Below are 26,119 nucleotides of genomic sequence, written 5' to 3' on the forward strand. Positions count from 1 at the left end.
AAAACAGCACCAAACCAAGGTATTGTTTCCCTAACCTCGTTCCAAAACTGAACCGCTGAAAATGATAAAACCGCACCCTCTGCGGAGTATGACTTTATCCCAATAGCTAGGATATAAAATATCGCGGATACAATGACGGACCTCAAAAGAATGGCTTTCCCACCATTCGGCATAAACCTTAATACAAACTCACCTGACACTATCTCAAGAAATCTATCCATAATTTTCCTGCTCTAACAGCCCGTTAATGAGGTCTCCGACCTCATAATAATTATTAGCGGGTAGACCCTCTTTTGATAACTGCGGGTAAACCTGATTTTTTGTAAGTTGCTGATTTTTTTGCTCGCGCCGAGATATTGCTCAGGCACGCCTCGCCTTAGACGGGTCGACCCTGAAAGTACATAGGCGAGCGGATGCGCTTTATCCACACAAAATTTGATAAGGGGGTATAGGTATTTCCGGGTCCGCATCTCCATTCCTTGAAATTATTCGCGACCACATGACGGTGCGGCGTTACAGTCGCCGTACGGTTGTTTTATTTTTTGTTACTTTATGGCATTTCATCAAAAAAGACACCCCAAAATAAATGCGGCTTGCGGAGTTTGAGGCTGTTTTTTTCCGGGCAGGATGATATTGCCGTCGGTTCACCCTGCTTGTTGGAGCAGGGTGCGGATAGTTGTGCTTTATAAGCGTTGCTTGGGTCGCCGAGATGAAACAGTTGCAGTAGTTTACAAACCTGTTTCATCTGTTGCGTTCGGGAGGTGGTTTTCGTGTTTTCCGGCTTATAGGTCGACGCTGACAGGGCAGTGGTCTGAGCCGTAGATCTCGTTCCAGATTTCAGCGGCCTTTACGCGGCTTTTAACCAATGCGTCGCTACCTAGAAAGTAGTCTATGCGCCAACCGATGTTCTTGCCGCGCGCGCCAGCGCGGTAGCTCCACCAGCTGTACTTCACCGTGTCGGGGTGAAGGTGCCGAAAGGTGTCGACAAAGCCAGAAGCAATAATGCTGTCCATGCCGTCAATTTCTTTTTGGGTAAAGCCGGCGCTTTTGTTGTAGTTGGGCTTGGGCCGTGCGATGTCGATCTCGGTATGAGCCACATTAAAGTCGCCACACATTAGCACCGGTTTTTTGGTTTGCAGCTGGTTCACAAAGGCCAGAAAGTCTCTGTCCCACGTCTCGCGGTAGGGTAGACGAACTAGCTCGTTACCGGAGTTTGGTGTGTAGACGGTAACCAGATAGTAGTCTTCAAATTCGGCGGTAAGCACCCGGCCTTCATTGTCGTGTTCGTCTATGCCGATATCCGGGAATACGTTTAGTGGCTGTTGGCGAGTCAGAATGGCTACACCTGAATAGCCTTTGCGTTCGGCAGAGTTGCTGTATACGTGATACCCCTCAACCCCTTCCAGCGCGGCAGCAACCTGGTCGTCCTGAGCCTTGGTTTCCTGCAGGCAGAGTATATCGGCGTTCAATGTAGCCAAAGATTCGGTGAAGTCTTTCTTCATGGCGGCTCTAATGCCGTTTACGTTCCAGGAGGCAATGCGCATTTGTTTGTGGTCCCTGTTTAAATCGGCGCCTTATATAGCATGACTGGTATTCAGGATTCAAAGTGGTGAAGGAGAATAGGGAGTCCAAAATACTCGCCAAATGATATTGATAATGATTATCAATTGCGATTAAATGCAGCCCACTCATTGTTTGCGATGGAGAGCTTCTATGAAAAAATCCTATTCTCTGGCCCTGGCATTGGGCGCTTTGGGCAGCGCGGGTGCCGCCTTCGCAGGTACGGCCAGCCAGCCAATAGAAACGGTTACTGTGTATGGCCAGGCCGCAGGCGGTTATCTGCCAGCAGGTGATGCGTCTGCTACCCGGCTGGGTTTGTCGGTGCTGGAAACACCGCAGTCCATCAGCAGTATTACCCAAGATCAAATGCGTGACTTTGCGCTGTCCAGTCTGAATGAAGCTCTCGCGGGTACGGCAGGGGTGCAGGTTCAGCGGGTTGAAACTGATCGCACCTATTACACAGCACGCGGGTTTGATATCACCAATTTCCAGATTGACGGGGTGGGGTTGCCGTTGAGCTATGGCAATCGCGCTGGCGACATCGATACCGCCATGTACCAGCGTATTGACGTGGTTCGCGGTCCTAACGGATTGATGGCCGGTGCGGGAAATCCGTCAGCCACCATTAATATGATTCGAAAACGCCCCCTGGCCCAAGAGGGTGGCAGCTTGGCGCTCACTAAGGGTAGTTGGAATTTGCAGCGCGTTGAAGCTGACACCACTGCGCATCTAAGTGATACCACGCGCCTGCGGGCAGTGGCCATGAAAGAGCGCAGAGAGTCTCACCTTGATCGTTATGCGTTAGGCAAAAAATTGGGGTATCTGGCGCTAGAGCAATCAGTGGGTGTCAACGCAACGCTGACATTGGGTGGCAGCTATCAATCGTCCGATGCCGACAGCCCGCTCTGGGGAGCCTTGCCGTTGTACTACAGCGACGGCAGTGCGACGAATTACGACACAGCCACCAGCACCTCGTCCGACTGGGCCTATTGGAATACTGATCGGCGCTCGGCATTCGTTGAATGGTCTCAGCAGTTTGCTAGCGGATGGCAATTGATGCTCAGTCATAACACCCATGGGCGTGATGGCGACTCCGAGCTTTTTTACGTTTACGGTCAGCCCAACGCTCAAACCGAGCAGGGTCTAACCGGATACGCCAGCGCTTATAAGCTTCAGGAGCAACAGAGTGTCTCGGATATCTACGTTACCGGCTTGTATTCACTGGCGGGTCGCGAGCATGAGCTGGTTTTTGGTGCTAACTATGCGCGTAATACTCTGGAAGATGCATCGCTCTACGATTACACCACCGGCAATGGCTTTCCGCCCATTCCGAACCTGAAAACCTGGGATGGAAATGCGGCCTATCCAACGTTTGTTGATGGTGCGAATGATCCGGCCAACGGTAGCGATTGGACTGACAAGCAGCAGGCGGTGTACGTGGCGACTCGCTATCGTATGACTGACGAACTGTCGTTCACACTCGGAGCACGCACTATCGATTGGGATAGCGAAGGGCGCAGCTACGGTGAAAACCACGCCACCGAAGCCCGTGGCAAAACGCTGCCCTACGCTGGGTTGGTTTACCGATTTGGCGAGCACTACACCGTTTACACAAGCTATACCGAAACATTTATGCCGCAGCGCGATATCGGCTTGGATTTTAATCGCCTTGACCCCAATGAGGGGCGTAGTGCGGAGTTGGGCGTCAAGGGCGAGTTCCTTGACGGCCGAATGCTGGCGGCATTGGCGTTGTTCAAGGCCAAGCATGACAATATTTCGGAATCGGCGGGTACGGCGACAGATCCGGTTTCCGGCGGGGTAATCTCCGTGTATCGTGGTGCCGATTTCGACAGCGACGGTGTTGAGCTGGAAATCGCCGGCTACCTTGCTGATGGGCTGCAAGGCAACATCAACTTCACGGTTCTGAGTATCGAAGATACGCAGGGTAACAGCGCCCGTCACTATGTTCCTAAGCGAACCCTGAATGCGAGCCTGAGTTACGCAATACCCGGAGTATTACCGTTGCGTATAGGTGGTGCACTGCGCTGGCAGGACGACATTTATAGAGAATTACCGTCGTTGAATGCGCGCATTGAACAAGACAGTTATGCGCTGGTGGATCTGTTTGCCCAATATGCCATTACCGAAAATCTTACCGCTGCTTTGAACATCAACAATGTCACCGATGAGAAATACATTAGTAGCCTCTATTGGGAGCAGGGATATTACGGTGCACCCAGGCATGGCCAGGTCACCGTTAGCTGGGCCTACTAGCGCTTCAGTAGCCTGCTCGCAGGCGCATGGGTAGAGGATGAAGTTGCGCGCGGTGTGTGCGGTGCGTGCGGCTTGTCTGTGGGAGTCTGCCCGCAGGCGAATAAGGGCGAACCCCGCAGCTAACAGTGAAGCAGAGTATGAAAAATAGACTACTTTTTAAAATACATAGCTGGTCCGCTCTGGCAGTTTGTCTGCCGCTGCTATTGATCTGTCTTACCGGCAGCATTCTCGTATTCAAACATGAGATCGATACCCTGTTGATGCACGACAAGGTCCGGGTCATACCAGAAGGCGAGCGTCAGAGCCTTGATACCTTGCTGGCAAAAACCAATGCGCTTTACCCCAACTACGAAACAGTGGGATGGGCGCTGTTTGAGGATCCTGCCAGGGCAGACCTGATTTATCTGATGCAGCATGGCAGCAGCGACTGGTCATATATCCTGATGGATCAATACCGGGCCGAACTGCTGGCGCCAGTGGTATCCACCACGCACTATTTCACCGACTGGCTGCTGGAGCTGCATTACACACTGCTGCTACATGACACTGGGTTGCTGCTTAGCGGATTGGTCGCGGTGGTGTTGTGTTTGCTAGGCATTACCGGTATCTGGATGCACCGCCATTTCTGGCGCAATCTGTTTACCCTGCGACGCAAAGCTCGGCTCGTGTTGTACTTCAGCGACCTGCATAAGCTAGTGGGCGTCTATGCTTCGCCCGTATTGCTGGTCCTTGGTTTTACGGGCGCATATTGGAACCTCACACATTTTGCCCATGAGCTTGAGGAGCACGCCGGTGGCGAGGCGCATTACGCTATGCAAAATCGGTTGTACAACGATGATCTCTCGCTACAGGCACTGCATGATCGCAGTGAGCGCGAACTGCAGGGGTTTGCTGCCACTTATATTTCTCTGCCCTGGGAGCCCGGCGCGGCAATTCGCTTTTTTGGCGACGTGGACAGCGTCAATCCGCTGTTGAGTCAGTATGCGAGCAGCGTGGCATTTAATGCGCAAAGCGGTGAGCTGGTCTCGGTCTACGATATCCGGGACGCTGACCTAGGTGCAAAAGCACTCGATTCATTTCGGCGACTGCACTTCGGCGATTTTGCTGGCTTACCTAGCCGTATACTCTGGTGTGTCTTGGGGCTCAGCCCACTGCTGCTCGCGGTGACTGGTGTCACGCTTTGGATTAAGCGCCGCCCCCAGCGTCAACGCGCAGCGGAAAAAGCGCGGCGTCAAAACCAGGCAGAAGCGCAACCGTTGACATCGCGTTGACACCTATTGGCGCGCACGCCCCGAAAAGCAGCGCGCGCTGTCGTGGTGTCTGCTACATGCTGGCGCACTAACTGCACCGTATCAATTCACTGATCGCTGTTTTCCACTAAAGTCAGTCATTCACACCGTAAAATGAAAGCATCTCTCACCTTGGCCCGCTAATTGCTCTGGCAGGGTTTGGCGGCAATGGGGCCGCACCTCGGGAGATTTGTTATGACTCGCCTCGATTATGGGAAGTACCGTGGCATCATTGCGTCAATTGCTCTTTTCTTATTGCTGGATGCATCGGTACTCACACTAAATTTTTACATTTCGTATGAAATCGCTGACGACGCAATTGCGGTAAACCTGGCGGGACGGCAGCGTATGTTGTCGCAGCGCATGACCAAGTCGTTGCTTGATGGTGATTATTTGCTGGGTAAAGAGCACAGTGCAGAGAGCGCTCTCGTAGAACTGGAAACCACACGCGACCTTTTTGATTCAACTCTCAATGCTTTTAAATTCGGTGGTACGGCCAAGGGCGCAGGCGTTGGTCAGGTTACGTTGCCGCCGGTTGTTGATGAGACTGCAATGGCTGCGATAAACGCCGCCGAGCGGGTTTGGCAGCCCTACCGTGGGCATATTGACGCGTTGATGGCAGCGCGCGGCGATCCAATGCAATTTCTACCTGCCTTGCAAACTGCGATTGACTACGCACGCGAGCACAATCTTACGCTGCTGAAAACCATGAACGATTTAACCGTTCGATTGGAGACGCTGGCCACAGCTAAAGCCACACGGTTACGCCTAATTCAAACGATAGGTATTACGCTGGCCGTATGTAACTTTATCTTCATTATTTTGCATTTTATTGCGCAGCTGCGCGAGGGTGATCGCCGTATTGAGCTTGCTCGTCGCGAAACCACAGAAATTCTCGATACGGTAAATGAGGGCTTGTTCCTGTTGGATGAAGATCTTGTGATTGGAGGTCAGCACTCGCAAAAATTAAGCGACATTTTTGGGCGGAACGATATTGCCGGCAGAAGCCTCAATGAGTTATTGAAACGGTTGGTAACCGAAAAGGATTTACATACTACGCGTGAGTTTGTGGGGCTTTTGTTTAGCGCGAAAGTGAAGGAAAAGCTGATTCGCGATCTCAATCCACTTGACAGGCTTCAGATAAACCTGCCGCAAAAGGACGGTAGCTATACCACAAAGTACATCAGTTTCCAGTTTGCGCGAGTTTATGAACAGAACAAGATTGCTCATGTGCTGGTTACAGTTAATGATATTACTGAGCAAGTGAATTTGGCCCAAGAGCTAGAGGCGAGCCGAGGCGAGAGCGAGCAGCAGCTCGAAATACTGACCAATATTCTGCATGCAGATCCCAAGGTACTGCAGATGTTTATTGATAATGCCCATGCCAGCTATAACCGCATTAATGCGGTGCTGCGTGAGCCGCTAAGACAGCAAGGACCTGGCCATCAACATGTTCTGCAAAATAAAGTTCGCCGTATTTTTAATGATATTCATAACCTCAAAGGTGAGGCCAGTGCACTGACGCTGGAGAACTTTGCCCTTATGGCCCATCAGTTTGAGGCGGAACTGGCGCAGTTGCGTGATAAACCCAATCTTTCAGGTAACGACTTTCTACCGCTGACCGTAAAGCTAAATCGTTTGATGGCTTATACCGAGTCTGTTCAGAAGCTGATTGCTCGTATTGGTGGTCTTGCAGATATACCGCAAGGGCAGAGCGCGGTGCCAAGTTGGGCGCATCTATATGATCTGACAAACAGCTGTGCCGAACGCGCTGGTAAAAAAGTACATCTGGTGGCCAGCGGATTGGCCGAGCTATCCCTTAGCAGTGAACGGCTCGAGGTGATAAACCAGGTATGTATTCAGATGATTCGTAACGCGGTAGCCCACGGAATTGAAAAGCCGGCAGACCGTCGCGATGCCAATAAAGCGGAGCTTGGCCGTATTGATGTTCGCCTGGCTGAGGTGGCCGGCGGTTCCCTTGAGCTGACAGTGCGCGACGATGGCGCGGGTTTTGATTACAAGGCCATTCGCCGCCGGGCAATGGAAGCAGGCCTCCGCACGGAGACGGATCTGGAATGCATGGATAACAAACAGTTATTGTCCCTGATTTTTGAGCCTGGCTTTTCTACCTGTAGAGAGGTTGGTGCAGACGCGGGCAGAGGTGTGGGTATGGATGTAGTGCGGAGCAAGATCAACGCGTTGGGTGGTCGCCTCTCCATTGGCAGTTCGCCAGGCCGCTACTGTCAGTTTGTGATTACGCTGCCGGGTGAGGTGTCTGACTCGGCTCTCGCTGGCGATGCGGTACTCAGTGCAGCCTAAGGATTAACTATGTATCGACTCATGATCGTAGACGATTCCAATGTGATTCGTCGCAAGGTGGCGCGCAGCCAAAATAACGAGCGTTTTCAAGTGGTGGGTAGCGCCAGTAACGGTAAAAAGGCCGTTGAAGGCTTGGATGTTTGGCAGCCGGATGTGGTTACCATGGATCTGACCATGCCGGAGATGGATGGATTGGATTGCATCTCGGAGCTGGTATCTCGTAAACCGGATATTCGTATTCTGGTGGTCTCGGCGCTTAAAGATAAAGCGACAGGCATTCAGGCGCTGCAGCTCGGCGCAAGGGGCTTTCTCTGTAAGCCTTTTACCGAAGATGATTTGAGCCGCGCGCTCGAAGAAGTAATGGATGACTCTCATGAATGATGAAAATCTCAGTGTATTTATTGATGCGGTAGTGAACTACTTCGAGTGCACTGCGGATGACCCGGTAAAGGTAGGCACTCCGTATCTGGATAGCGAAAGCGCACCAGCGCTGTTCGATTACACAGGGATCATTGGAATTTCCGGTGCCCGCAAAGGGTGTGTTTACTTCAGCGCCCCGCGAGCTCTCCTGCGGCATCTGTTGTTGTCCATGGGTGAAGACGATATGGCGCAGGAAAACCTGCTGGACGTCGTTGGGGAGGTGGCCAATACGCTGTCAGGCAATGCGCGCGGTCATTTTGGTAGCGAGTTTATGATTTCTGTGCCTGTTGTTGTCACTGGCGTTCCGGAGGGTATTCATCTACCAAAAGCCTTACGTTCCTATGTGATTCCCGTTTACTGGAAAGCCTATAGTGCAGCCGTAGTGATTAGCCTGGAAGGCTGACATATACGCTTGCTCGCGCACTATTGCCATATCTGCGCTTCGACGCAGACCGCAATTTTTTGTAGTCTTCCTATGATAACCACCAATCGGGGGAGACTCGCGTGAAAAAGTATCTGATAGGTCTGGTGTTACTTTGGCCCCTGCTGGGGGTGGCGCAATCGGCGACGAACAGCGAAACCCTGATTGTTGGCACTAAACTGGCCCCCCCTTTTGTAGTGCGCAACAGCGAGGGCGAACTTGGCGGTTTGAGTATTGCGTTGTTTCAACGGGCTGCCGACAAGCTCGGGTTGCGTTATGAGTTCCGCGAAACCGATCTGAACGGCTTGATTGACGGTCTGACGGACGGAACGCTGGACGTCTCGGCGGCCGCTCTGACAGTAACAGCGAGCCGCGAAAAGCGTATTGATTTTACCCATCCCTTCCACACCACCGGATTGGCCATAGCTGTCCCCAAACAGGGTAACGCAGTGTGGGCGGCGGTGAAGCGGGTATTTTCCTGGGAATTTCTCGCGGCACTGGCTGCCCTGGGCGCGCTGCTGCTGGTGGTCGGTGTATTGCTGTGGCTGGCTGAGCGGCGCAGCAATGCCGAGCAGTTCGGTGGTGGGACGGCCGAGGGCATCGGTGCAAGTTTCTGGTGGGCGGCGGTTACTATGACTACCGTGGGTTATGGTGATAAAGCCCCGACGACTTTCTGGGGGCGCGTTGTCGGTTTGGTCTGGATGTTTGCAGCCATTATTCTTATTTCCAGCTTTACCGCGGCTATTGCCACCAGCCTCACGGTAAGCCAATTGGGTAGTGCGGTGCGCGGGGTCGACGACTTGCCCAAGGTGCGAGTTGTGGGCGTTGCTGATTCCGCGAGTGCTGAGTTTTTGGAGAAACGCGGCATTGGTTTTATGCCGAGGGCGGACCTGCCGGCAGCAGTCAATGCGGTTGCAACTGGCGAGGCAGACGCCTTGGTCTATGATGCGCCCATTCTTAAATATCTCTCTATTCAGGACTATCCGCGTCGAATACAAGTGCTGCCCAATACCTTCGAACGACAGGACTATGCTTTTGCCCTGCCTGAGGGCAGTGCGCTGCGAGAGCCACTTAATCAGGCTATTTTGTCAGTGTTGGCGGAAGACCAGTGGCGGGAGGTTCTAGCCAGTTACCTCGGTGATGAAGGGCGTTAAATCAGGGGCAGTTTGCTCGGGGTTAAAGCCCCTTTCAAAACCGTGTTAGAGTGAGTGCACCCGATAAAAACAAGAGGGCGCATTGTGACCGCATCAGATTCAACTGTTCACTGGTGGGATCAGCTTCAGGCTGAGGCTGAACGCCAATCCGACCATACAGATATTAATCGCCAGAAGTTGGTAAGTATTGCCGCGACGGCAGCGCTCGATCGCGTTGCCCGCACCGGCCTTGGCACGATGGTGTGCTCGGCGCTGGCGCCCATGTTTCTGGGCAAGGGCAAGCTGGACGAACAGAATACTTTGTTGCGTTACTACGCGCCGTTTGCCGACCGGGCTGACGTGTCGGAAAATTTTGTCAAGCCACCGAAAGTGAAAGTGATTGAACAGTCACCGTCGATGTTTTCACGGCACCGGCGGTATAACCCCAAGGGTATCAACTGCCAATACCTCAGCTTCGAATCGCCCTATGAGCCTCTGAACCCGGCCCTGGCTGACACCTACAATAAGCATTCGCGCAACCGCAGGGCGTACGCACTGCATATGAGGCACGAACAGCCGCGCCCGACGCTGCTGTATATTCACGGCCAGTCGTTAGACAACTACCGGGTTAACAGCTGGTGGTTTTCGCTTACCGAGCTCTACGATCAGGGCTACGACGTGCTGATGATGACCCTCCCGTTTCATGGGCCTCGCGCGGATATTGAACACCCTGTCAGTGGCATCGGCTTTTATACCAATGGTCTGGCGGGCACCAATGAGGCGATGTTGCAGGGTATCTACGACGCGCGGATATGGCTTGATTACCTGTTTGAACATGGCGCTCCGCAGGTAGGCGTGTCCGGTGTTTCGCTTGGCGGGTACCTCTCAGCGTTGCTGGCCTGCGTCGACGATCGTTTGTCCTTTGCCATCCCCAACTCGCCGGTGGTAGCACCGGTGGATATGGCCCTGCAATGGCAGCCCGTGGCACCGGTGTCCCAATTGCTGTTTGCGTTGGGTGATCTCACCATGGCAGACATGCGGCATTGCATGGCGCTGCATAGCCCGCTTACCTACCAACCTAAAATTTCGCCCGACCGCTTGTTTATAATAAGCGGTGCAGGTGATCGCTTTACCTCGCCGCGGTTCGTGCGTTTGCTGCACGAACACTGGCAGGGCAGTCGCATTCACTGGTTTCCCGGTAATCATCTGCTTCACTTGCAGCAATCGCATTATCTGCAGGATATGCATGCTTTTATTGATCGCAGTTTTGGAATTTCGCCATGAGTCGCGGCAAGGTACCAGCTATTATCTCCAGTATGATGTCGCTGGAGTCTGACGATACTCCGATGCATATCGGGGTATTACTGCGTTTTCAGATACCAGCAAACGCCAGCTCAACCTTTATGGCCGATTTGGCGGCTGATTTTCGCCGTCAGAGCGACGTGGTATTTCCATGGAATAGTCGCTTGCTCAGTCGTTGGGTTATAAAAACGCAATGGCAGGAATGCCAGTCTGTGGATCTGAGCCACCATTTCCGGCAAATTGGTTTGCCAGCCCCGGGCGGCGAACGCGAGTTAGGGGTCTTGGTGTCTCGTCTTCACAGTCAGCTGTTGGATATGGAGCGCCCACCGTGGGAGTGCTTTCTTATCGAAGGGCTAGAGGGGAATGGTTTCGCCCTTTATATTAAGGTTCACCGGGCACTGCTTGATGTGGCTGGGGGCGCGGAAGTGCTCTATACCTTTCTTGCGCAAAGCAAAGGCGATAGTGAAATAACGCCGCCTTGGCATTGCTGTATAGATGCCGATTCGATAAACGACGTGCCGCAGATTGAAGCGTGGGAAGATCCAGTGGCTGCCGCTACCGGGCTCGGTAAGGCCATTACTCGGCTGGTGGGCGCGGGGATTCGTCGGGATAGAACCCTCGCTGTTCCCTACCGCGCGCCGCGTACTGCCCTGAACGGGCCTGTCAATAGGCAGCGGCGGTTTGCCACCCAGCGCTACGACCAGAAAACGGTATCGGAGCTTACCCGGAAGCTGGGCGGCTGTGATGATACGGTAACCCTGCTGTATCTCTGTGGTAGTGCGCTGCGTCGCTTCCTCAAGGAATTTAATGCCTTGCCAGACGAGCCGCTGGTGGCAGCGGTACCGCAAAGCCGTGTCTATTTGTCGGATTTCAGTCTTGCGTTTGTCAGCCTGGCCAGTGATGAGGCTGATCCCCTGGCGCGCTATGCAGCGGTTGATAAATCCTACCGTGCAGCACTGGCACATCTGGCTGATGTGGCTCCAGAATTGCGTATGGCATACAGCCTGGCGGCGAGTGCGCCGTTTATTGCGTCCCAGGCCGCGGGCGCTCAGCCGTGGATGCCTGCCATGTTTAACCTTTCCTTTATCAATATGCCGGGGCCGATCGGCAAGCGCTATCTGGCGGGTGCCGAGCTGGTGGCGCTACACAATCTGTCGCTGTTGATGCCGGGAACTGCACTTGCCGTCACGTCCAATTATTATGATGACGCTGTCAGTATTGGTTTGATTGGCGCTCGTGATACGCTGCCGCATTTGCAGCGTGTGGCCGTGTATATGGGGCTGGCGCTGGAGCAGTTGGAGGCTAGCATATGAACCCACTGGCGAAACGATTGCTTGATCAGGGCCTGGCAACCAATCAGCGTGTTGCCCAGGCGGCGGGCAACGGCTTTGACTGGTTGTTTAGACGTAACAATCTGGTGAAATCGGGACATACCTGGTTTGAGCTGGTTTACGACGGCGACCCAATGGCGGTGCGCTACTACGGTTTACCCGACGAAGATGAGATTGAGCTGGCGGACGGCTCGACCATGCCCATTCGCCGGGAACAGTTCAAGCGACCGCTGGTGCTGGTGCCGCCGCTGGGGGTTACCACTGAAACTTTTGACCTGTTGCCGCATCGCAGCCTTGTGAAATATATGGCGGCCTGCGGCTTCAAAACCTACCTGATCGATTGGGGTAAACCCAAAAAGAAACATGCGCACTTGGGACTGGAAGATTACGCTGAGACCATGATGGGTGAAGCGCTGGCAGAAATCCGTCGTCACTCCGGCTGCAAGGAAATCTCCCTGATGGGCTGGTGTATGGGTGGGCTGATCAGTCTTCTTTATATGGGGTTGACCAAAGATCCGCAGGTGAAAAATCTGGTGACCGTGGCCAGCCCAATCGATTTACGCGGTGGTGGGCTTGCCACGGGTGTTGCCCAGGCCTTGAATGTGCCGGCACAAATGATCCGGCGCTATACCGATTTTCGGCTGCATGTGCTCGACCCGTCGGTACTGAGCGCGCCGCCGTGGCTCACCACGCTTGCGTTCAAGCTGACCGACCCGCTCAGCAGCGTCACGAGCTACTGGGATTTGATTACGCGGTTGTGGGATAGAGAATTTGTGGAATCGCACACCACCACCTCTGACTACCTTAATAACATGCTGTTGTATCCGGGGGGGGTGGTGCAGGATATGGCGGTCAAGGTTGCCGTTGATAACAAGTTGGCCACGGGTGAAATAGAAATTGGCAGCAAGCTGGCCGAGCTTAATAAAATACAGTGCTCTTTGCTGGTTTTTGCTGGTGAGACCGACTCACTGGTGCCCCCGTCGATTGCCGAGCGCATCATGGATGTGGTGGCCAGCAGTGACAAAGCCTTTTACGTGTCACCGGGCGGCCATATGGGGGTGATTCTCGGTAGCCGTGCCCAGCAGGCTGTCTGGGCGCAGGCCGCGGACTGGTTACAGGCGCGCGATAGTGGCCGCAAGCCGCGCAAGTCGGCTGCCGGCAAAAGTAGGGTAGCCAACACCTCGGCGAATAGCCCGGGGAAGCCGCCCAGCGGGAAAGCCAAAGTAGCGCCGGCAAAAAAGCAGCGGGCGCGCAAAGTCAAAAACATCAAGTCGACCTAGCATGCAAAATGGCACAGGCTACAAACGTCTATCTGTAAACGGTATCGAGCTAGCCTATCTTGAGCAGGGCAGCGGCCCGCTGGTGCTTTGTCTGCACGGATTTCCCGATACTGCCCATTCATTTGATGAGCTGCTGCCGGTGCTGGCCGCAGCCGGCTACCGTGCCGTTGCACCCTTTATGCGTGGCTATTATCCCAGTGAAATACCTGCGGATGGCGATTACGCCATCACTACCCTGGCGCGCGACGCGTTGGCGCTGATTGACGCGTTGGGCGAGAAAAGCGCCATTGTGATCGGCCACGATTGGGGCGGTTTTGCGGCCTACACGGCGGCCAATATCGCGCCGGAGAAGGTGTCAAAACTGGTGGTCATCGCGGTACCGCACATGGCGGCGACAGCTAACTCTTTTGCCCAGCTGCGGCGATCTTGGTATGTCTGGTTTTTCCAACTGCCCTGGCTGCCTGAAAAACGGGTGGCGAGAAACAATTTTGCCTTTATCGATCGTCTCTACCGGGCGTGGTCGCCTAATTGGCCGGTAAATAAGTACGATCTGTCGCCGCTCAAAGCCGCGCTGGCTGCCCCCGGCGGGCTCCAGGCCGCACTCGGCTACTACAGACGGATGATTCGGGGTGCCAGCCGCGACGTTTATGATGTGATGTCTACAATAACCACGGTGCCGGCGCTCTGGTTTGTGGGTGAAGCGGATGGCAGCATTGGCCCGGAAGTCTTTGCCAACACCGCTGAGGCCTGCAGTGGCCCCTTTGAGCTGGTGAGTTACCCCGGTGTGGGGCACTTTGTACACCGCGAGGCGGCACCGGAATTTCACAGCAAGTTACTGGCCTTTTTAGCGGTGCCGGAAGCTGCAGCAGACAAGCAGGTTGGATAGTCACTCATGAGCGCAGAACAACAATGGGATCACAGTGTCGACGTACTGGTGGTGGGCAGCGGTAATGGAGCCCTGACCGCTGCACTGGCCTGTTATGAAATGGGTACGCAAGATGTACTCGTCATCGAAAAGTCAGGCCTGGTGGGCGGCACCAGTGCCACGTCGGGCGGTGGTGTCTGGATTCCCTGCAATCGCTATGCAAAAGCTGCCGGCGCTCAGGATTCTTTTGAAGATGCCAAAAAGTATCTGATGAGTACCATTCCCGAGGGCGATGTACCCGAGGAAATGATTGATACCTATTTGCAGGTCGCCCCGGAAATGGTCGACTTCATGCACGAGCGCACCCACATGCGCTATGAATCGCTGGAGCATTACCCGGATTATTACACCAATGTGGAAGGCTCGCGCACCGGTCATCGCTCCATGGAGCCGGCGCGGTTCGATTCCTCGCTGCTGGGCGACGATGTTAAACGACTGCGCCCCACCCATCATATGATGCGGCTGTTCAACCGCATTTATTTTACGCAGGTGGAGGCTGCCCTGCTGACTGTGCAGGCGCCGGGCTGGGTTAAGCTGACCATGAAATTGCTGGCCAGCTATTACCTCGATTTTCTCTGGCTACTGCGCGGCCATTCGCGCAGCCGTCAGATCTGTACGGGTGCGGCGGGGGTGGCTCGTCTTTGGTACTCGCTGAAAGAGCGCAACATTCCGCTGTGGACCGAGACCACTATGGAGTCTTTGGTGGATGAAAACGGCAAGGTAATTGGCGCCGTCATTACCAAAGACGGTAAAACCCAGCGCATTCAAGCGCGCAAGGGTGTGGTGCTGGCCGCTGGTGGCTTTGAGAAAAATCAGGCAATGCGCGAGCAATACCTGCCTGCGCCCACGGATACCAGCTGGAGCGGCGGGGTAGCGGGCAATACCGGTGACGCCATTCGCGAAGGCCTGCGCTTGGGGGCGGCCACCCGCCTGATGAGCGGCGCCTGGTGGTGTACCACCATTTCCGTGCCGGGCGAGCCGGCGCCGCGTTTGAGCGTAATGGAGAAGTCTTATCCGGGCTCCTGCATCGTAAACATGCGCGGTGAACGCTTTGCTAACGAATCACAGAATTACATGGCCTTCCAGAAAGACCTCTATGAGGCCCATTCAGAAGAAACGCCATGCTCGCCGATGTATCAGGTGTTTGATGCGCGCTTCCGCCGGGATTACATCGTCGGCCCGCTGATGACGGCGTCCCTGAAGCCGGATTGGACTATTCCCAAGGAGTGGTTTGAAACCAAGCTGGTGGGTAAGGCCAACACGGTACGCGAATTGGCCGAGCAGCTGGGTATCGATGCGGATAACCTGGAAAAGACGGTTGCCAACATGAACCAGTACGCCAAAGACGGCAAAGACCCAGAGTTTCAGCGTGGGGATTCTGCCTACGACCGCTACTATGGTGACCCGCGTTTTGAACCCAACCCCTGCCTGGGCGCGATCGACGAGGCGCCGTTCTACGCTATCCGGCTCGATGCGGGGGATTTTGGCACGCAGGGTGGTTTGGCCACCAACCCCAACGCGCAGGTAATGCGTGAAGATGGCAGTTGGGTTGAGGGGCTTTACGCTGTGGGCAATTGCTCGGCGGCGGTATTGCCGACCTATCCCGGTCCGGGTTCAACCCTTGGGCCAGCCATGACGTTTGCCTATCAAGCAGCCAAACATATCTCCGGCCAATAAAGCACCTCTTTGGGGCGAGCCTTCGTGGCGCGCCCCAAAAACGTGCTGCTTTCTTCTGTATTGATGCCTACCTGCTGAATTAGCGCTGGCACCGTATTTGCTTTGAACTTTTTGGTGGGATATCCGCGCAGTTTGTGCGCAGTTGCAAGGGATCGTTGGCGCCGTTGATGTGTGTCAAATTTTTCGGTAGAACTAACGGTGGAAAATTGATCTAAGCTTCCAGCTATCAGCTACAATGTCTCTGATACGATCAAATGTAACATTGCTAGGTTCCAATGACTTAGTAATCAGATTTGAAAAATACCCGCATTATTGAATCCGCAGTCTACTTCGCGTTGGCGCGAGTCAGCATTGCTCAATAAGCATCTCGTCGGTCTTGGAAGCGACAAAATAAAAGGAATTTTTGGCAGGGCGCTATGAAACAACTCGGAATTATTGATTCAGCATTTGTAAACCTGGAGCATCCACATACACCGCAACATATTGGCGGGCTTGGAATTTATGATCAGTCGACGGCACCGGGCGGGTCTGTCCGTTTCAAGGGCGTAATCGCGAATTTCGAGCAACGTCTGCTTAAACAGCCCATTTTCCGTGCTCGTCTGGTGCACACCCCCGGCGGTTTCGATCGGCCGTACTGGGTTCAGGATGCCAATTTTGATGTGGAATTTCATATCCGCCACATCGCCCTGCCCAAACCGGGTGACTGGCGCCAGCTCTGTATTCTGGTGTCGCGTTTGCACGCGCGACCGCTCGATATGTCTCGCCCGCTGTGGGAGGTCTATATCATTGAGGGCTTGGACAATATTGTCGATGTGCCCGAGGGCGCGTTTGCCATCTACACCAAGATGCATCACTCGCTGGTGGATGGCGCGGGTGGCGCCTCCTTTATGTCGGCCATCCATGATCTGGAACCCAACCCCAAGCTAAATACCGAGCGCACAACCATAACGGTTGATACGCCGCCGACCCCGGGTTATCTGGCCGCTGCTGCCACTGTTAACCAGGTGAAAAATACATTCAAAATGGCCAAGGGTGCTGCCGGTCTTGCCAAAGATATTGGCAAGTTTGCGCTGGGGCTGGCGCGCAAGGAAATACCCATGCCGCCGATCAGCGCGCCCAAAACCCGCTTTAACAAGCCGGTTGGACCTTACCGAGCCTTTGATGCAGCGGAATTTTCGCTGGAAGAAATAAAGGCCGTCAAAAATGCGGCTGACTGCAAGGTCAATGACGTGGTGCTGGCGATTGTGTCAGGGGCGATGCGTCGCTACCTTGATAACCTTGGCGAGCTGCCAGAAAAGAGCCTGGCGGTATCGGTACCATTGAACATGCGTACCCGCCGTGGTGTCACTGAAGACAACAACCAGATCGGCTCGGTGTTTCTGGAGCTGCACACCCATATCAAGGACCCCCTGGAGCGTTTGCGGGCAATCATGAAGAGCTCGTCCGATGCTAAATCCCACGGCGAGTCCTCACCCTTGGTGGATGCATTGAAAGTGACCGGCATGTTCTCGCCAGCGTTGACCAAGCCTTTCATCAACATGTATATCAACAACCAGTTGACCCGCCACGTGCCGGCTAACATTTCCGGTGTGGTGTCCAACGTTGCCGGGCCTCCCTTCCCGCTGTACACCGCTGGCGCGAAGATGGTGCGCTATTACGGCATGGGTCTGTTAACGCCAGGTATGGGGATATTCAATCTGGCCTTTACGTCCAATGGCTTGCTGACGCTCTCGTTGTTGGCAGATCGCGATACGGTGTCTGATCCCTCGACCTTTGTGGGCTTCATGTACGAAACCTTCGAAGAACTGAAGGAGGCGGCCCTGAATCGTCGCAGTGATGAAGAAGCTGCTGAACAAGTGAAGGATAATGTTGCGCCGCTGGTGAAAAAGCCGCGTGTGGCAGCTAGCGCAGCCAAGAAGGCCAAGGCGACAGCGCCGGCGCCAAAGGCACCGCCGCGTAAAGCCAAGGCTGTGAAGACCAGTGCCAGCAAGCGCAAGCAGGCCAGTAAAAAGCAGCTGGAGGCGGTCTCGTCGGTTGCGGCTGAAGTGAAGCAGGCGGAGAACACCGCCAAGCCTGCGCCAGCAAGCAAGGCCAAACCGCCGGCCAAGGCTCCGGTTCGCAAAGCTGCCAAGACTAATGGTAAGGGCAGCAGCGAGTCGGTGACATCTATCTTTGCGGATGTTGATGCTGAGCCAGCGCGTAAGGAATCAGCCCTGCACTGACCGAGTCGCGCCATTTCAGACGGAGAAGCCGGGCCTGTGCCCGGCTTTTTCTTTAGCTCTTCCCTTCGAAACTAATCCCAGTGCCAATCGGCAAACTGTTCCCGCAATCTCAGTTTCATGAATTTTCCGGTGGAGGTTTTGGGAATCTCGTCGACAAATACCACCGCATCAGGAATCCACCAGTTTGCGAATTTCTGGCGCAGGTGGTCCTTTACTGCCGTGTCGGAAATTTCTGCTCCCGGCTTCTTAACCACGGCGGCCAGCGGCCGTTCCATCCACTTGGGGTGGCTCACGGCAATGACGCAGGCCTCGGCTATGTCCGCATGAGCCATAAGTTCGTTTTCCAGGTCGACCGAACTTATCCATTCACCACCGGATTTGATCAGGTCTTTGGTGCGATCCGATATCTGTACATAGCCCAGTGGCGTAATCGCTGCGACATCGCCAGTGCAAAACCAGCCGTCGTCGGTAAAGCTGTCTGCGGCATCGGGCCGGTTGTAGTAGCTGTTGGTAATCCAGGGGCCGCGGGCCTGTAATTCGCCCACCGTTTTGCCATCGCAGTCTGCAAGCTCGCCGTCGTCGGTTTGCACGCGGAGTTCCACCAGTGGCAGTGGAATTCCAGCCCGTGCTCGGTAGCGTTTCTGTTCGTCAGTGTCCAGCGCGTCAATTTCAGGGCGCATGGTGGACACGCTGGCAATGGGTGAGGTCTCGGTCATGCCCCACACCGTCTGCAAGGTCATGCCCAGTGATCTGAAGTTTTCGATCAGGGAGGAAGGCGTCGCAGAGCCGCCGACAAACAACCGCAAGTTTTCGCTTAGCGACCAGCGCGTGGGTTCCCGGGTCAGTGATTCGTAAACACGCATCCAGATAGTGGGCACTCCGGCGGTGAAGTTCACCCCGGTTTGGCTAAACAGGTCGAGTAGACTTTCCGCGTCGAGATGGGGGCCGGGCAGTACCTGGCGCGCACCGACCATGGCGCCAGCGTAGGGCAAGCCCCAGGCTTTGGCGTGAAACATGGGCACTACCGGGCAGATCGTGTCGCGAAAAGAAAGATTGCCGGCGTCGGGCAGAGCAAAGCCCATCGCGTGCAATACGGATGAGCGATGGCCGTAAAGTACGCCCTTGGGTTTGCCGGTGGTGCCTGAGGTGTAGCACATGCCGCAGGCCCAGTGCTCATCGATATCGACAGCTTCCGGCTGTGCATTACCGCTACTCAGAAAGTCTTCATAATCTTCATGCGTGTGCGGCTCACCACCATAGTTGAGCACGATGATACGCTCAAAACTGACCTGATCTTCGAACTCCCGAAACAGTGGCAGTAATATATCGTCAATGATCAGGATGCGATCTTCGGCGTGGTTGGCAATGTAGGCGATATCGTCGCCGTGCAGTCGCAAATTAAGGGTGTGAATCACAGCTCCGATGCTGGGTATCGCAAAGTAGCATTCCAGGTGGGCGTAATGGTTCCACATCAACGTGGCTACCCGGTCGCCGGGTTTTACGCCGGCTTTTTGGAGCGCACTGGCAAGTTGTCGTGCGCGCCGGGCTACCTCGCCATAGTTGGTTTTGTGCAGCTGTTTGTCGGGGGTGTTGGAGATGATGTCGACATCCGCGAACAGTGATCCGCAGCGATCAAGAATACTGTTCAGGGTGAGCGGCATATTCATCATGGTAGATTGCAGCATGGTTCCCTCTTTTATAGATTGGTTTACTGCAGCAACGCGTTGCAGTCGAGTTCGCCGCGTTCAAAGACGCTGTTTTTCGGGTTGGCCAGAAAAAAATTGACGCTGGCCAGCGTAATATCTGGGCCTATGGGGTCAACAAAATTGCCCTCTGGGTTGCCGCCGGGGTAGTTGTGCGTGAGGCCGTGGATCACCCAGAAATCGATGAGTGGGCAGCCGTTGGCATCTGCGTATCGTTCTATGGTCGTGGGGTAGCTTGCAAAGGCGAAGACGCCGCCGATACAGGGTGAGTTTTGATTGCGAATACAGGTGTCGCCCTCATTGCCCACATTGGCAAACAGGCTTTCATCAAAGCCAACATTGTAGGTTTGGGCTGGCGTGGCGGGCACCGATTGATCGGGTTGACTATTGTCGCTCCAATCGTTGGCACCGAGCCACTGACGCAGTGCATCTTCGCCCATGGCAATGGGCGCAATTTCATCGGCTGTACCGTGAAACAGAATGACCGGCAGGCGTCGGGCATGATTTCCCATCGCCTGATAGGCGGCGCTACCGGTGGGGTCGCCACAGGCCGGGTAACCGCAACCGGCAACCACGGCAATAGCTGCGTACAGTTCCGGGTAGGTGGCCCCCATGGTGCTGGCCATAATTCCACCGGCCGACATTCCGCTGAGGTAAACCCGGTTCGGATCAATACTGATATCAGCGCGCGCCATCACCTCGTGCGTTATACCCGCGATGGTGCCCGGTTCGCCCTCGTCGCGATTTAAGTGCTCGGGGCGAAACCAGTTCCAGCAGTTGATGCCATTGCCGTCATTGAGATGGCCGTTGGTCTGGTCTGCGGGCTCTTCTTCGTTGTTGGGATTTTTCTGCTCCGGATAAACCACCACAAAGCCAAAGCGTTCAGCAGCTTCGTTCCAGCGGGTGCCAATGGCAGCCTGTTGGGCATTTTGGTTGCATCCATGCAGATAAACCACCAAGGGCGCGTTGGCCCGCAATGAAGCAGGAACGTACACGAAGTAGTCCCGTGATGGCAGGCCGTCCTGTTCAAAACGAAACTGCTTGAAAGACGCAGCTTGCGTGTTGGCTGGGCTGCCACCCGATGAGCTCGAAGAGCCATTGCAGGCAGTCAGCGAGAGCAACGCAGTGGCTAGAAGCAGAAGGCGCGCCAGCATGAATCAGACCTCAAAACCGCCAATCAAATTGCGCATAGAGCGTGCGCGGCTGCTCGGCAATTTCAACAAATACGCCGGAGAACAGATCGCCCTGGCGGATGCCGGTAGCTTCGTCGCTAAGATTCTCCCCAATGACTTTCAAGCTCCAGCCCTGAGCCGGGTGAGCAATACCAAGGCTGGCCTTATAGCGTTCAAAGCCTTCTTGTAGTTTGCGTTCGTCCAGGTCCACATCGAGCAACTGTTCAGAAAACTGTTCGATGGTAGCGCTGGCGGTGAATTCCAGTCCGGTGTTGGAAATCGGCAGGCGCACTAGACCAGTGAGGGTGTTGTTCCACTCCGGCGCGAAAGGAAAGGATTTGCCAGAGGCGTCACCACAGTTTGGGTCATCGGTTTTGTCCGGAGGGCATTCATTGTCAGTGAAGTTGAGGTATTCCGTTTCGTTGTAGCCGATGGTGCCGATCAGCGTGAACCAATCATTTACCAGCCATTGAATGTCACCTTCAACGCCTTGCGAGCGAGCTTCAGCCGCATTTTTAACCAGCGTTACCCCTATGCCGATGGTGGTGCGTTCCGGAGCGCGGCTCAGCACCTGGAAGTCGTCGACATCCATGCGGAAAATGGACAGGTTGGCGTTGAGCGTATTGTCCAGCCAGCTGGTTTTGGCATTGAAGCTCCATTCGGTTGTGAATTCGGGGTAGAAAACCAGTTCATCCTCAACCCCGCGGAAAGCAAAAGCGTTGAAGCCGCCGCCTTTTACACCTTCAGCGCGATGCAGGAAGAGACTGATGTTTTCCGTTGGCTGCCAATTGAGCGAGATTTTGTGCTGAAACTGGGTATCTTCTTGTTCGCGGCGAGCCTCAAATTCCTGAATGCCCGCCTGAGGCAATACGACGGCCGGTTGCGACTGGTTGTAGAACTGTTTCCACTCGCCAACCTTCGTCTCGGTGCCATTGCGCATACCCACCTGTGCAGTCCACTCCGGCAGAAAGTGCCATTTGAACTCAGCAAATACAGCCTTGGATTCGGCCTCCTGCTCGAAAGTTTGGGTGAAGTCTTCGACCAGTTGGTCTTCGCCCAGGTTGGGCAGGAGGGAGTAGGCCAGGGCAGAATCGTCAGAGCCTGCGGCTGCAATCAAGCCCAAGTACGATGGAAGATCGAAAATGAAGCGGAAGTAGCTGTCGTTGATTTGTCTGTCCTGATAGAACACGCCGGCGACGAAGTCGCTGCTTCCCAGATCGGCGCCGAACAGGCTCTCGATGCCAAACAGGCCTTCTAACGGTGGAGATATAACGCGAAATTCGCCTGTGGTCGTGGGGGACTTATCGCCGCCGAGGCCGAGCGTTGCCGGGGCTGGGGTAAAGTCGGTATCCAGACTCAGCGATTGCTCCAGCACTGAGTGGCCGCCTACAAACACCAGTCCCCATTCGCTGATGTCGTAGTTCACCTGCAGGTTAAAGGTTTTGATATTGACCGAGCGGCCGTCCTGCTCATCCAGCGACGCGGTGTAGTTGCCTTTTTCAAAGTCGGTATTGGGATCATAGGCGCGCAGGTATTCCTTAACTTCATCCGAGGCGCGGATGATTTCAAAACCGGTGCCCAAATCCGTGAGATCAACATCTTCCCAGGTGAGCTTTACGTCGGCGCCCGCAAGATCCGGAAACTGCAGTTTCAGCCGGTAACCATCGCGGTCGTGTCCGCGGAAATTTTCCTGTGCTTTGGGGTTTACGTCGTCGGTCGTATTTTCGATAAATCCGTCGCGCTCGTCAGTGAAAGCCGCGATGCGAAAATTCACAATGTCTTGAATTAAGGGGCCGCCGAAGCTGGCTTCGTAGCGCTCGCGCTCGAAGTCACCGCGTTGGGCGCTGAAGTTGCCGGTGAACTCGTCGCTGGGGTCGGCGGTAAGTATGTGAATCAGGCCGGCGGTAGTATTTTTGCCGAATGTGGTGCCCTGTGGGCCGCGCAACACTTCCATGCGCTTTAAGTCAAAAGTGGCGGCGAGGAAGTAAGGGATGCGCGTGTAGGGCACGCCGTCAATAGCCAAACCCAGCGGCGGCTCAAACGCCTTGTTGTTGTTATTGAAAGTGAAGCCACGTGCTCGCGGTGCAGCGAAAAAGCCGGCCTGCTCTACAGCAACATTGGGCACGTACAACAGCGCTTCGCGCAAATCCGTGACACCCTGTTCCACCATGAATTCAGCGGTCATTACTGACATGGAAATCGGCACATCCTGTACCGCCTCATCGCGCTTCTGCGCTGATACAATAATTTCTTCGATCACTCGAGGCTTTTTTCCGCCTGGGGAGGATTCCTGGGCGTTGCCAATCAGTGGCAGCAGGCAGAGACCGCTTAGGGCCAGCCAGAGGGGGGATCTGCGATGACGGTTTATCATGCCCGACTTCTCCTGTTGTTATAGATATTGTTTTAGTTGTGCCGCGTTTTCGGGTCGCTGTTATTCAGGGCGTGCCAACCAGCCGGCAGGCAAAGCGCTGATAGTGGTCGACGATGTCTTCAATGCTTTTTTCGTGCTGTTCCGAGTACCAATTGGCTACCCGTATGCCCATGGCACCAATTGCCGCACCGGCCAGCCAGTGATCGTAGTCGGTGGCAAAGGCACCCTGTTCCTGGCCACGCTTCAGAATGTGCATCAGGAGATTTGTCGCCTGCTCGCGCAACTTCAGTGCCGTCGTGACTTCTTCAGCTGACAAGGCGTGCAGCTCGTGATTGACCACGGTTGCCAACATTGGAAATTCGGCATGGAAACGCACATGGCCGGAGACGTAGGCCTTGAGCTGAGTAAAGGGCTCAGGCTCGGCATCAATCACTGCTTCCTGAACCATTTTGAAATGTTCTTCGTGACCCAGATTGAGCAACTGCGCCAGTAGTTTTTCCTTGGAGGCGTAATGCGCGTAAATCGATGCCGGTTTGAGGTTGCAAGCCTGGGCGATATCGCGAATTGAGGCACCGGCGTAGCCGTGCTCAGCGAACAGCCGCAGTGCAACATTCAGAATGCCGCCCTTCGGGCCGGCAGGAGCCACGTCAGCGGGCAAGGCGGTAGTGGCGCTGGCCAGGCGTCTGACATTGCTGGCGGTATGGGTTTGTACCGGCATACGCATTCCTGAACGATCGTTAGTGTATTTATTGTTCGTTTATCACATTCTAAGAGGATATTTTGTTTTGTCAACGAACGATCGTTAGGCTAATCTATCGTCGTCACGATAACGATAATAAGGGGTTGTTGATGCCGGACTATCGCACGATCGATATCGAGGTCGATGGCGGACTGTTTCATGTTGGGCTCTGGGGAAACACCGGACCACGCATTCTCTGCTCTCACGGTATTACTGCGAATCACCTGTCATTTCAGGGGCTTGCCGATGCGTTGGGGGATGGGTTTCAGCTGATTGCACCGGATCATCGGGGCCGTGGCGGCAGTGCGGGGATAGCCGGTCCGTGGGGTATGGCCGAACACGCTCGAGATATGGCGGCGCTGCTCGATGCTTTGAATATCGACTCGGTCGATCTGATGCTGGGTCATTCGATGGGCGCCTTTGTCACCGTAGTTAGTCAGGCGGCAATGCCCGAGCGTATACCACGCTACATGCTTGTGGACGGGGGGCTGCCTCTGTTTGATGAGGTGCCGGACGTTACCCCCGAACAGTTAATAGACGCGATTATCGGCCCTGCGATGCAGCGGCTTGATATGCAGTTTGAGAGCGCGGCAGCCTACCTGGACTTCTGGCGAGCGCACCCTGCCTTTGCTCGCGTTGAGGACTGGAGCGATGCGCTGGAAAACTACTTTCTGTTTGACCTAACGGGGAAGGCGCCGCATCTGCACTCGCCGGTAAACAAGACGGCGATAGTCGAAGATACCAACAGCCAGCTGATGAGTGACATCATTCCTGCCTCCATCGAACAGCTAAGCGGTGAAGGTTGGTTTCTGCAAGCGCCGCGCGGCGTTATGGATGATGCGCCACTCTACCCTCTGGCGCGTGTGGAGCGACTGGCTCAGGCTATACCCGGGCTGACGGTCTGCGCTCTTGAAGACGTCAATCACTATACCATTGTGCTTGGTGGCAACGGCGCCAGGCAGATTGCGACCCTCCTGCGCCGCACCCTAAAACCGGGGTCGTAACGGGTATTTTTTAACCACTGCGCGCCTGTCATTAGTGCTCGTGCCATAATGGCCCGCACGCAATACCATGCGAAAGAGGGTGCGCAATGAAGGCTAGAACCTGCCTGAGCCTGATTGTTCTGCTGTTCATCAGTGGCTGCAGTGCTACGCAGTTTTTCTATAACCGTGCCGATTGGTTTATTGAGCGCGCGGTTAAGGATTATGTTGATCTCACTCCGCCGCAAACTAGCCAGCTGGAGACGACGGTTGAGCAGTGGCTGGCGTGGCATCGGCTGGAAGAATTGCCGAACTACGTGGATCTGCTCGAGCGTATGCAGGTAGCGCTGGGCAAGGACTTTTCCGAAGAACACTACGATGCGCTGACGGGTGATTTCGAAACTGCCTGGTATCGTGCCCGGGATCGGGCGATTGCCGATGCTGCGCCGTTGCTGGCCGAGTTGTCAGACACTCAGGTTGCAGGTTTATTGCAGCGTCTGACGGAAAAGCACAAAGAGTATTTCGACAAGCACGTGGCGATCACTGATCGCAAACGGATCAAACAGCGCAATGAGCGTGTTGTCGACCAGCTAGAGCGTTGGCTGGGTTCGGCTACGCCCGCACAGAAAAGTGTCGTAGCCGATTGGGCCGGACGCGCGCCCGACAGTTACCCCATCTGGTTTCGCTTACGCGAGCACCGTCAGCAGGCCTTTGCCGAATTGCTCGCGGCCAGGCAGAAACCAGCGTTTAGTCAGCGCCTGCAGCAGTTGCTGGCTGACGATACCCCTTACCTCGAAGATTGGGAGCAGCGTCAGCTACAGCAGAACCGCGACCTTACAAAAGCCATGCTGCTGACGATAGAGAACAGTCTTACTCAGCAGCAACGTGACCACTTGCTTGCTGAATTGCGTAAAATCGCCGAAGATATCCGCAAATTGTTGGAGCAAAGCTGACTGGTTGGTTCTACGTAGTTAACGTGGCTGTCGGTGAGGTATTGATGT

Annotated in this window: 20 protein-coding genes; 14 read left to right on the forward strand and 6 right to left on the reverse strand. The window is 54.7% G+C overall.

All coding sequences use genetic code 11. The features are described from left to right. Positions 1-221, reverse strand: a 221-nt coding sequence (locus tag AC222A_RS10840) for a hypothetical protein (protein WP_486774962.1), incomplete at its 3' end; no start/stop codon positions are given. A gap of 561 nt (positions 222-782) precedes the next feature. After that, positions 783-1,544 carry an exodeoxyribonuclease III gene (locus AC222A_RS10845; RefSeq protein WP_486774963.1) on the reverse strand — a complete coding sequence of 254 codons (762 nt, stop codon included), beginning with the start codon at positions 1,542-1,544 and terminating at the stop codon, positions 783-785. 169 nt (positions 1,545-1,713) lie between these two features. Between AC222A_RS10845 and AC222A_RS10850 the strand changes: the two genes are divergently transcribed. The 12 genes from AC222A_RS10850 (at position 1,714) to AC222A_RS10905 (ending at position 18,153) form a co-directional block, all read left to right on the forward strand. Continuing rightward, positions 1,714-3,834, forward strand: a complete 2,121-nt coding sequence (locus tag AC222A_RS10850) for a TonB-dependent siderophore receptor (RefSeq protein WP_486774964.1) — start codon at positions 1,714-1,716, stop codon at positions 3,832-3,834. 137 nt (positions 3,835-3,971) lie between these two features. Next, a complete protein-coding gene (locus AC222A_RS10855) occupies positions 3,972-5,105 on the forward strand; it encodes a PepSY-associated TM helix domain-containing protein (RefSeq protein WP_486774965.1) in 1,134 nt (377 codons plus the stop codon). A 213-nt stretch (positions 5,106-5,318) separates the two neighbouring features. Continuing rightward, positions 5,319-7,442 carry an ATP-binding protein gene (locus tag AC222A_RS10860; protein WP_486774966.1) on the forward strand — a complete coding sequence of 708 codons (2,124 nt, stop codon included), beginning with the start codon at positions 5,319-5,321 and terminating at the stop codon, positions 7,440-7,442. Between the two features lie 9 nt (positions 7,443-7,451). Beyond that, on the forward strand, positions 7,452-7,823 hold the full coding sequence (locus AC222A_RS10865) for a response regulator transcription factor (RefSeq protein WP_372749825.1): 372 nt from the start codon (positions 7,452-7,454) through the stop codon (positions 7,821-7,823). Further along, a complete protein-coding gene (locus tag AC222A_RS10870; RefSeq protein WP_372749824.1) occupies positions 7,816-8,265 on the forward strand; it encodes a chemotaxis protein CheX in 450 nt (149 codons plus the stop codon). Before AC222A_RS10865 ends, AC222A_RS10870 begins: the two co-directional genes overlap by 8 nt. Before the next feature lie 101 nt (positions 8,266-8,366). Further along, positions 8,367-9,437, forward strand: coding sequence for a transporter substrate-binding domain-containing protein (locus AC222A_RS10875; RefSeq protein ID WP_372749823.1), 1,071 nt, complete (start codon positions 8,367-8,369; stop codon positions 9,435-9,437). A gap of 84 nt (positions 9,438-9,521) precedes the next feature. Beyond that, complete coding sequence (locus tag AC222A_RS10880; RefSeq protein WP_372749822.1) at positions 9,522-10,700, forward strand: alpha/beta hydrolase family protein; 1,179 nt, start codon at positions 9,522-9,524, stop codon at positions 10,698-10,700. Then, positions 10,697-12,031: a wax ester/triacylglycerol synthase domain-containing protein gene (locus tag AC222A_RS10885; RefSeq protein ID WP_372810339.1), complete on the forward strand. Its 1,335-nt coding sequence runs from the start codon at positions 10,697-10,699 to the stop codon at positions 12,029-12,031. Before AC222A_RS10880 ends, AC222A_RS10885 begins: the two co-directional genes overlap by 4 nt. Next, on the forward strand, positions 12,028-13,329 hold the full coding sequence (locus AC222A_RS10890; protein ID WP_372748684.1) for an alpha/beta fold hydrolase: 1,302 nt from the start codon (positions 12,028-12,030) through the stop codon (positions 13,327-13,329). The genes AC222A_RS10885 and AC222A_RS10890 overlap by 4 nt, the downstream gene beginning before the upstream one ends. A gap of 1 nt (position 13,330) precedes the next feature. After that, entirely contained in the window at positions 13,331-14,215 is an 885-nt protein-coding gene (locus tag AC222A_RS10895; protein ID WP_372748685.1) for an alpha/beta fold hydrolase, read from the forward strand. A gap of 6 nt (positions 14,216-14,221) precedes the next feature. Further along, positions 14,222-15,931: an FAD-binding protein gene (locus AC222A_RS10900; protein ID WP_486774967.1), complete on the forward strand. Its 1,710-nt coding sequence runs from the start codon at positions 14,222-14,224 to the stop codon at positions 15,929-15,931. Positions 15,932-16,347: 416 nt separating this feature from the next. Next, complete coding sequence (locus AC222A_RS10905; RefSeq protein WP_372758920.1) at positions 16,348-18,153, forward strand: WS/DGAT/MGAT family O-acyltransferase; 1,806 nt, start codon at positions 16,348-16,350, stop codon at positions 18,151-18,153. Positions 18,154-18,224: 71 nt separating this feature from the next. Here AC222A_RS10905 and AC222A_RS10910 read toward each other — a convergent pair whose 3' ends face one another. The 4 genes from AC222A_RS10910 to AC222A_RS10925 all read right to left on the reverse strand — a co-directional run bounded on the left by AC222A_RS10910 (position 18,225) and on the right by AC222A_RS10925 (position 24,117). Next, entirely contained in the window at positions 18,225-19,838 is a 1,614-nt protein-coding gene (locus AC222A_RS10910) for a long-chain fatty acid--CoA ligase (protein WP_486774968.1), read from the reverse strand. 23 nt (positions 19,839-19,861) lie between these two features. Then, entirely contained in the window at positions 19,862-21,010 is a 1,149-nt protein-coding gene (locus AC222A_RS10915; protein ID WP_372759624.1) for an extracellular catalytic domain type 1 short-chain-length polyhydroxyalkanoate depolymerase, read from the reverse strand. Between the two features lie 10 nt (positions 21,011-21,020). Then, positions 21,021-23,399, reverse strand: coding sequence for a TonB-dependent receptor (locus tag AC222A_RS10920; protein WP_486774969.1), 2,379 nt, complete (start codon positions 23,397-23,399; stop codon positions 21,021-21,023). 64 nt (positions 23,400-23,463) lie between these two features. After that, positions 23,464-24,117, reverse strand: coding sequence for a TetR/AcrR family transcriptional regulator (locus AC222A_RS10925; protein WP_486774970.1), 654 nt, complete (start codon positions 24,115-24,117; stop codon positions 23,464-23,466). 131 nt (positions 24,118-24,248) lie between these two features. Here AC222A_RS10925 and AC222A_RS10930 point away from each other — a divergent pair, with 131 nt between their 5' ends. Further along, positions 24,249-25,142 carry an alpha/beta fold hydrolase gene (locus AC222A_RS10930; RefSeq protein ID WP_486774971.1) on the forward strand — a complete coding sequence of 298 codons (894 nt, stop codon included), beginning with the start codon at positions 24,249-24,251 and terminating at the stop codon, positions 25,140-25,142. An 86-nt stretch (positions 25,143-25,228) separates the two neighbouring features. Further along, positions 25,229-26,071 (forward strand): DUF6279 family lipoprotein, encoded by an 843-nt coding sequence (locus tag AC222A_RS10935; protein WP_486774972.1) that lies wholly within the window; start codon positions 25,229-25,231, stop codon positions 26,069-26,071. The last annotated feature ends 48 nt before the right edge of the window (positions 26,072-26,119 follow it).

It is taken from the genome of Litorivivens sp. (assembly GCF_057445395.1).

Bases quoted from the DNA above. Each gene is read 5' to 3' on its own strand.
- AC222A_RS10845 (WP_486774963.1), bottom strand. From the start codon at position 1,544: ATGCGCATTGCCTCCTGGAACGTAAACGGCATTAGAGCCGCCATGAAG.
- AC222A_RS10850 (WP_486774964.1), top strand. From the start codon at position 1,714: ATGAAAAAATCCTATTCTCTGGCCCTGGCATTGGGCGCTTTGGGCAGC.
- AC222A_RS10855 (WP_486774965.1), top strand. From the start codon at position 3,972: ATGAAAAATAGACTACTTTTTAAAATACATAGCTGGTCCGCTCTGGCA.
- AC222A_RS10860 (WP_486774966.1), top strand. From the start codon at position 5,319: ATGACTCGCCTCGATTATGGGAAGTACCGTGGCATCATTGCGTCAATT.
- AC222A_RS10865 (WP_372749825.1), top strand. From the start codon at position 7,452: ATGTATCGACTCATGATCGTAGACGATTCCAATGTGATTCGTCGCAAG.
- AC222A_RS10870 (WP_372749824.1), top strand. From the start codon at position 7,816: ATGAATGATGAAAATCTCAGTGTATTTATTGATGCGGTAGTGAACTAC.
- AC222A_RS10885 (WP_372810339.1), top strand. From the start codon at position 10,697: ATGAGTCGCGGCAAGGTACCAGCTATTATCTCCAGTATGATGTCGCTG.
- AC222A_RS10890 (WP_372748684.1), top strand. From the start codon at position 12,028: ATGAACCCACTGGCGAAACGATTGCTTGATCAGGGCCTGGCAACCAAT.
- AC222A_RS10895 (WP_372748685.1), top strand. From the start codon at position 13,331: ATGCAAAATGGCACAGGCTACAAACGTCTATCTGTAAACGGTATCGAG.
- AC222A_RS10900 (WP_486774967.1), top strand. From the start codon at position 14,222: ATGAGCGCAGAACAACAATGGGATCACAGTGTCGACGTACTGGTGGTG.
- AC222A_RS10905 (WP_372758920.1), top strand. From the start codon at position 16,348: ATGAAACAACTCGGAATTATTGATTCAGCATTTGTAAACCTGGAGCAT.
- AC222A_RS10910 (WP_486774968.1), bottom strand. From the start codon at position 19,838: ATGCTGCAATCTACCATGATGAATATGCCGCTCACCCTGAACAGTATT.
- AC222A_RS10915 (WP_372759624.1), bottom strand. From the start codon at position 21,010: ATGCTGGCGCGCCTTCTGCTTCTAGCCACTGCGTTGCTCTCGCTGACT.
- AC222A_RS10920 (WP_486774969.1), bottom strand. From the start codon at position 23,399: ATGATAAACCGTCATCGCAGATCCCCCCTCTGGCTGGCCCTAAGCGGT.
- AC222A_RS10925 (WP_486774970.1), bottom strand. From the start codon at position 24,117: ATGCCGGTACAAACCCATACCGCCAGCAATGTCAGACGCCTGGCCAGC.
- AC222A_RS10930 (WP_486774971.1), top strand. From the start codon at position 24,249: ATGCCGGACTATCGCACGATCGATATCGAGGTCGATGGCGGACTGTTT.
- AC222A_RS10935 (WP_486774972.1), top strand. From the start codon at position 25,229: ATGAAGGCTAGAACCTGCCTGAGCCTGATTGTTCTGCTGTTCATCAGT.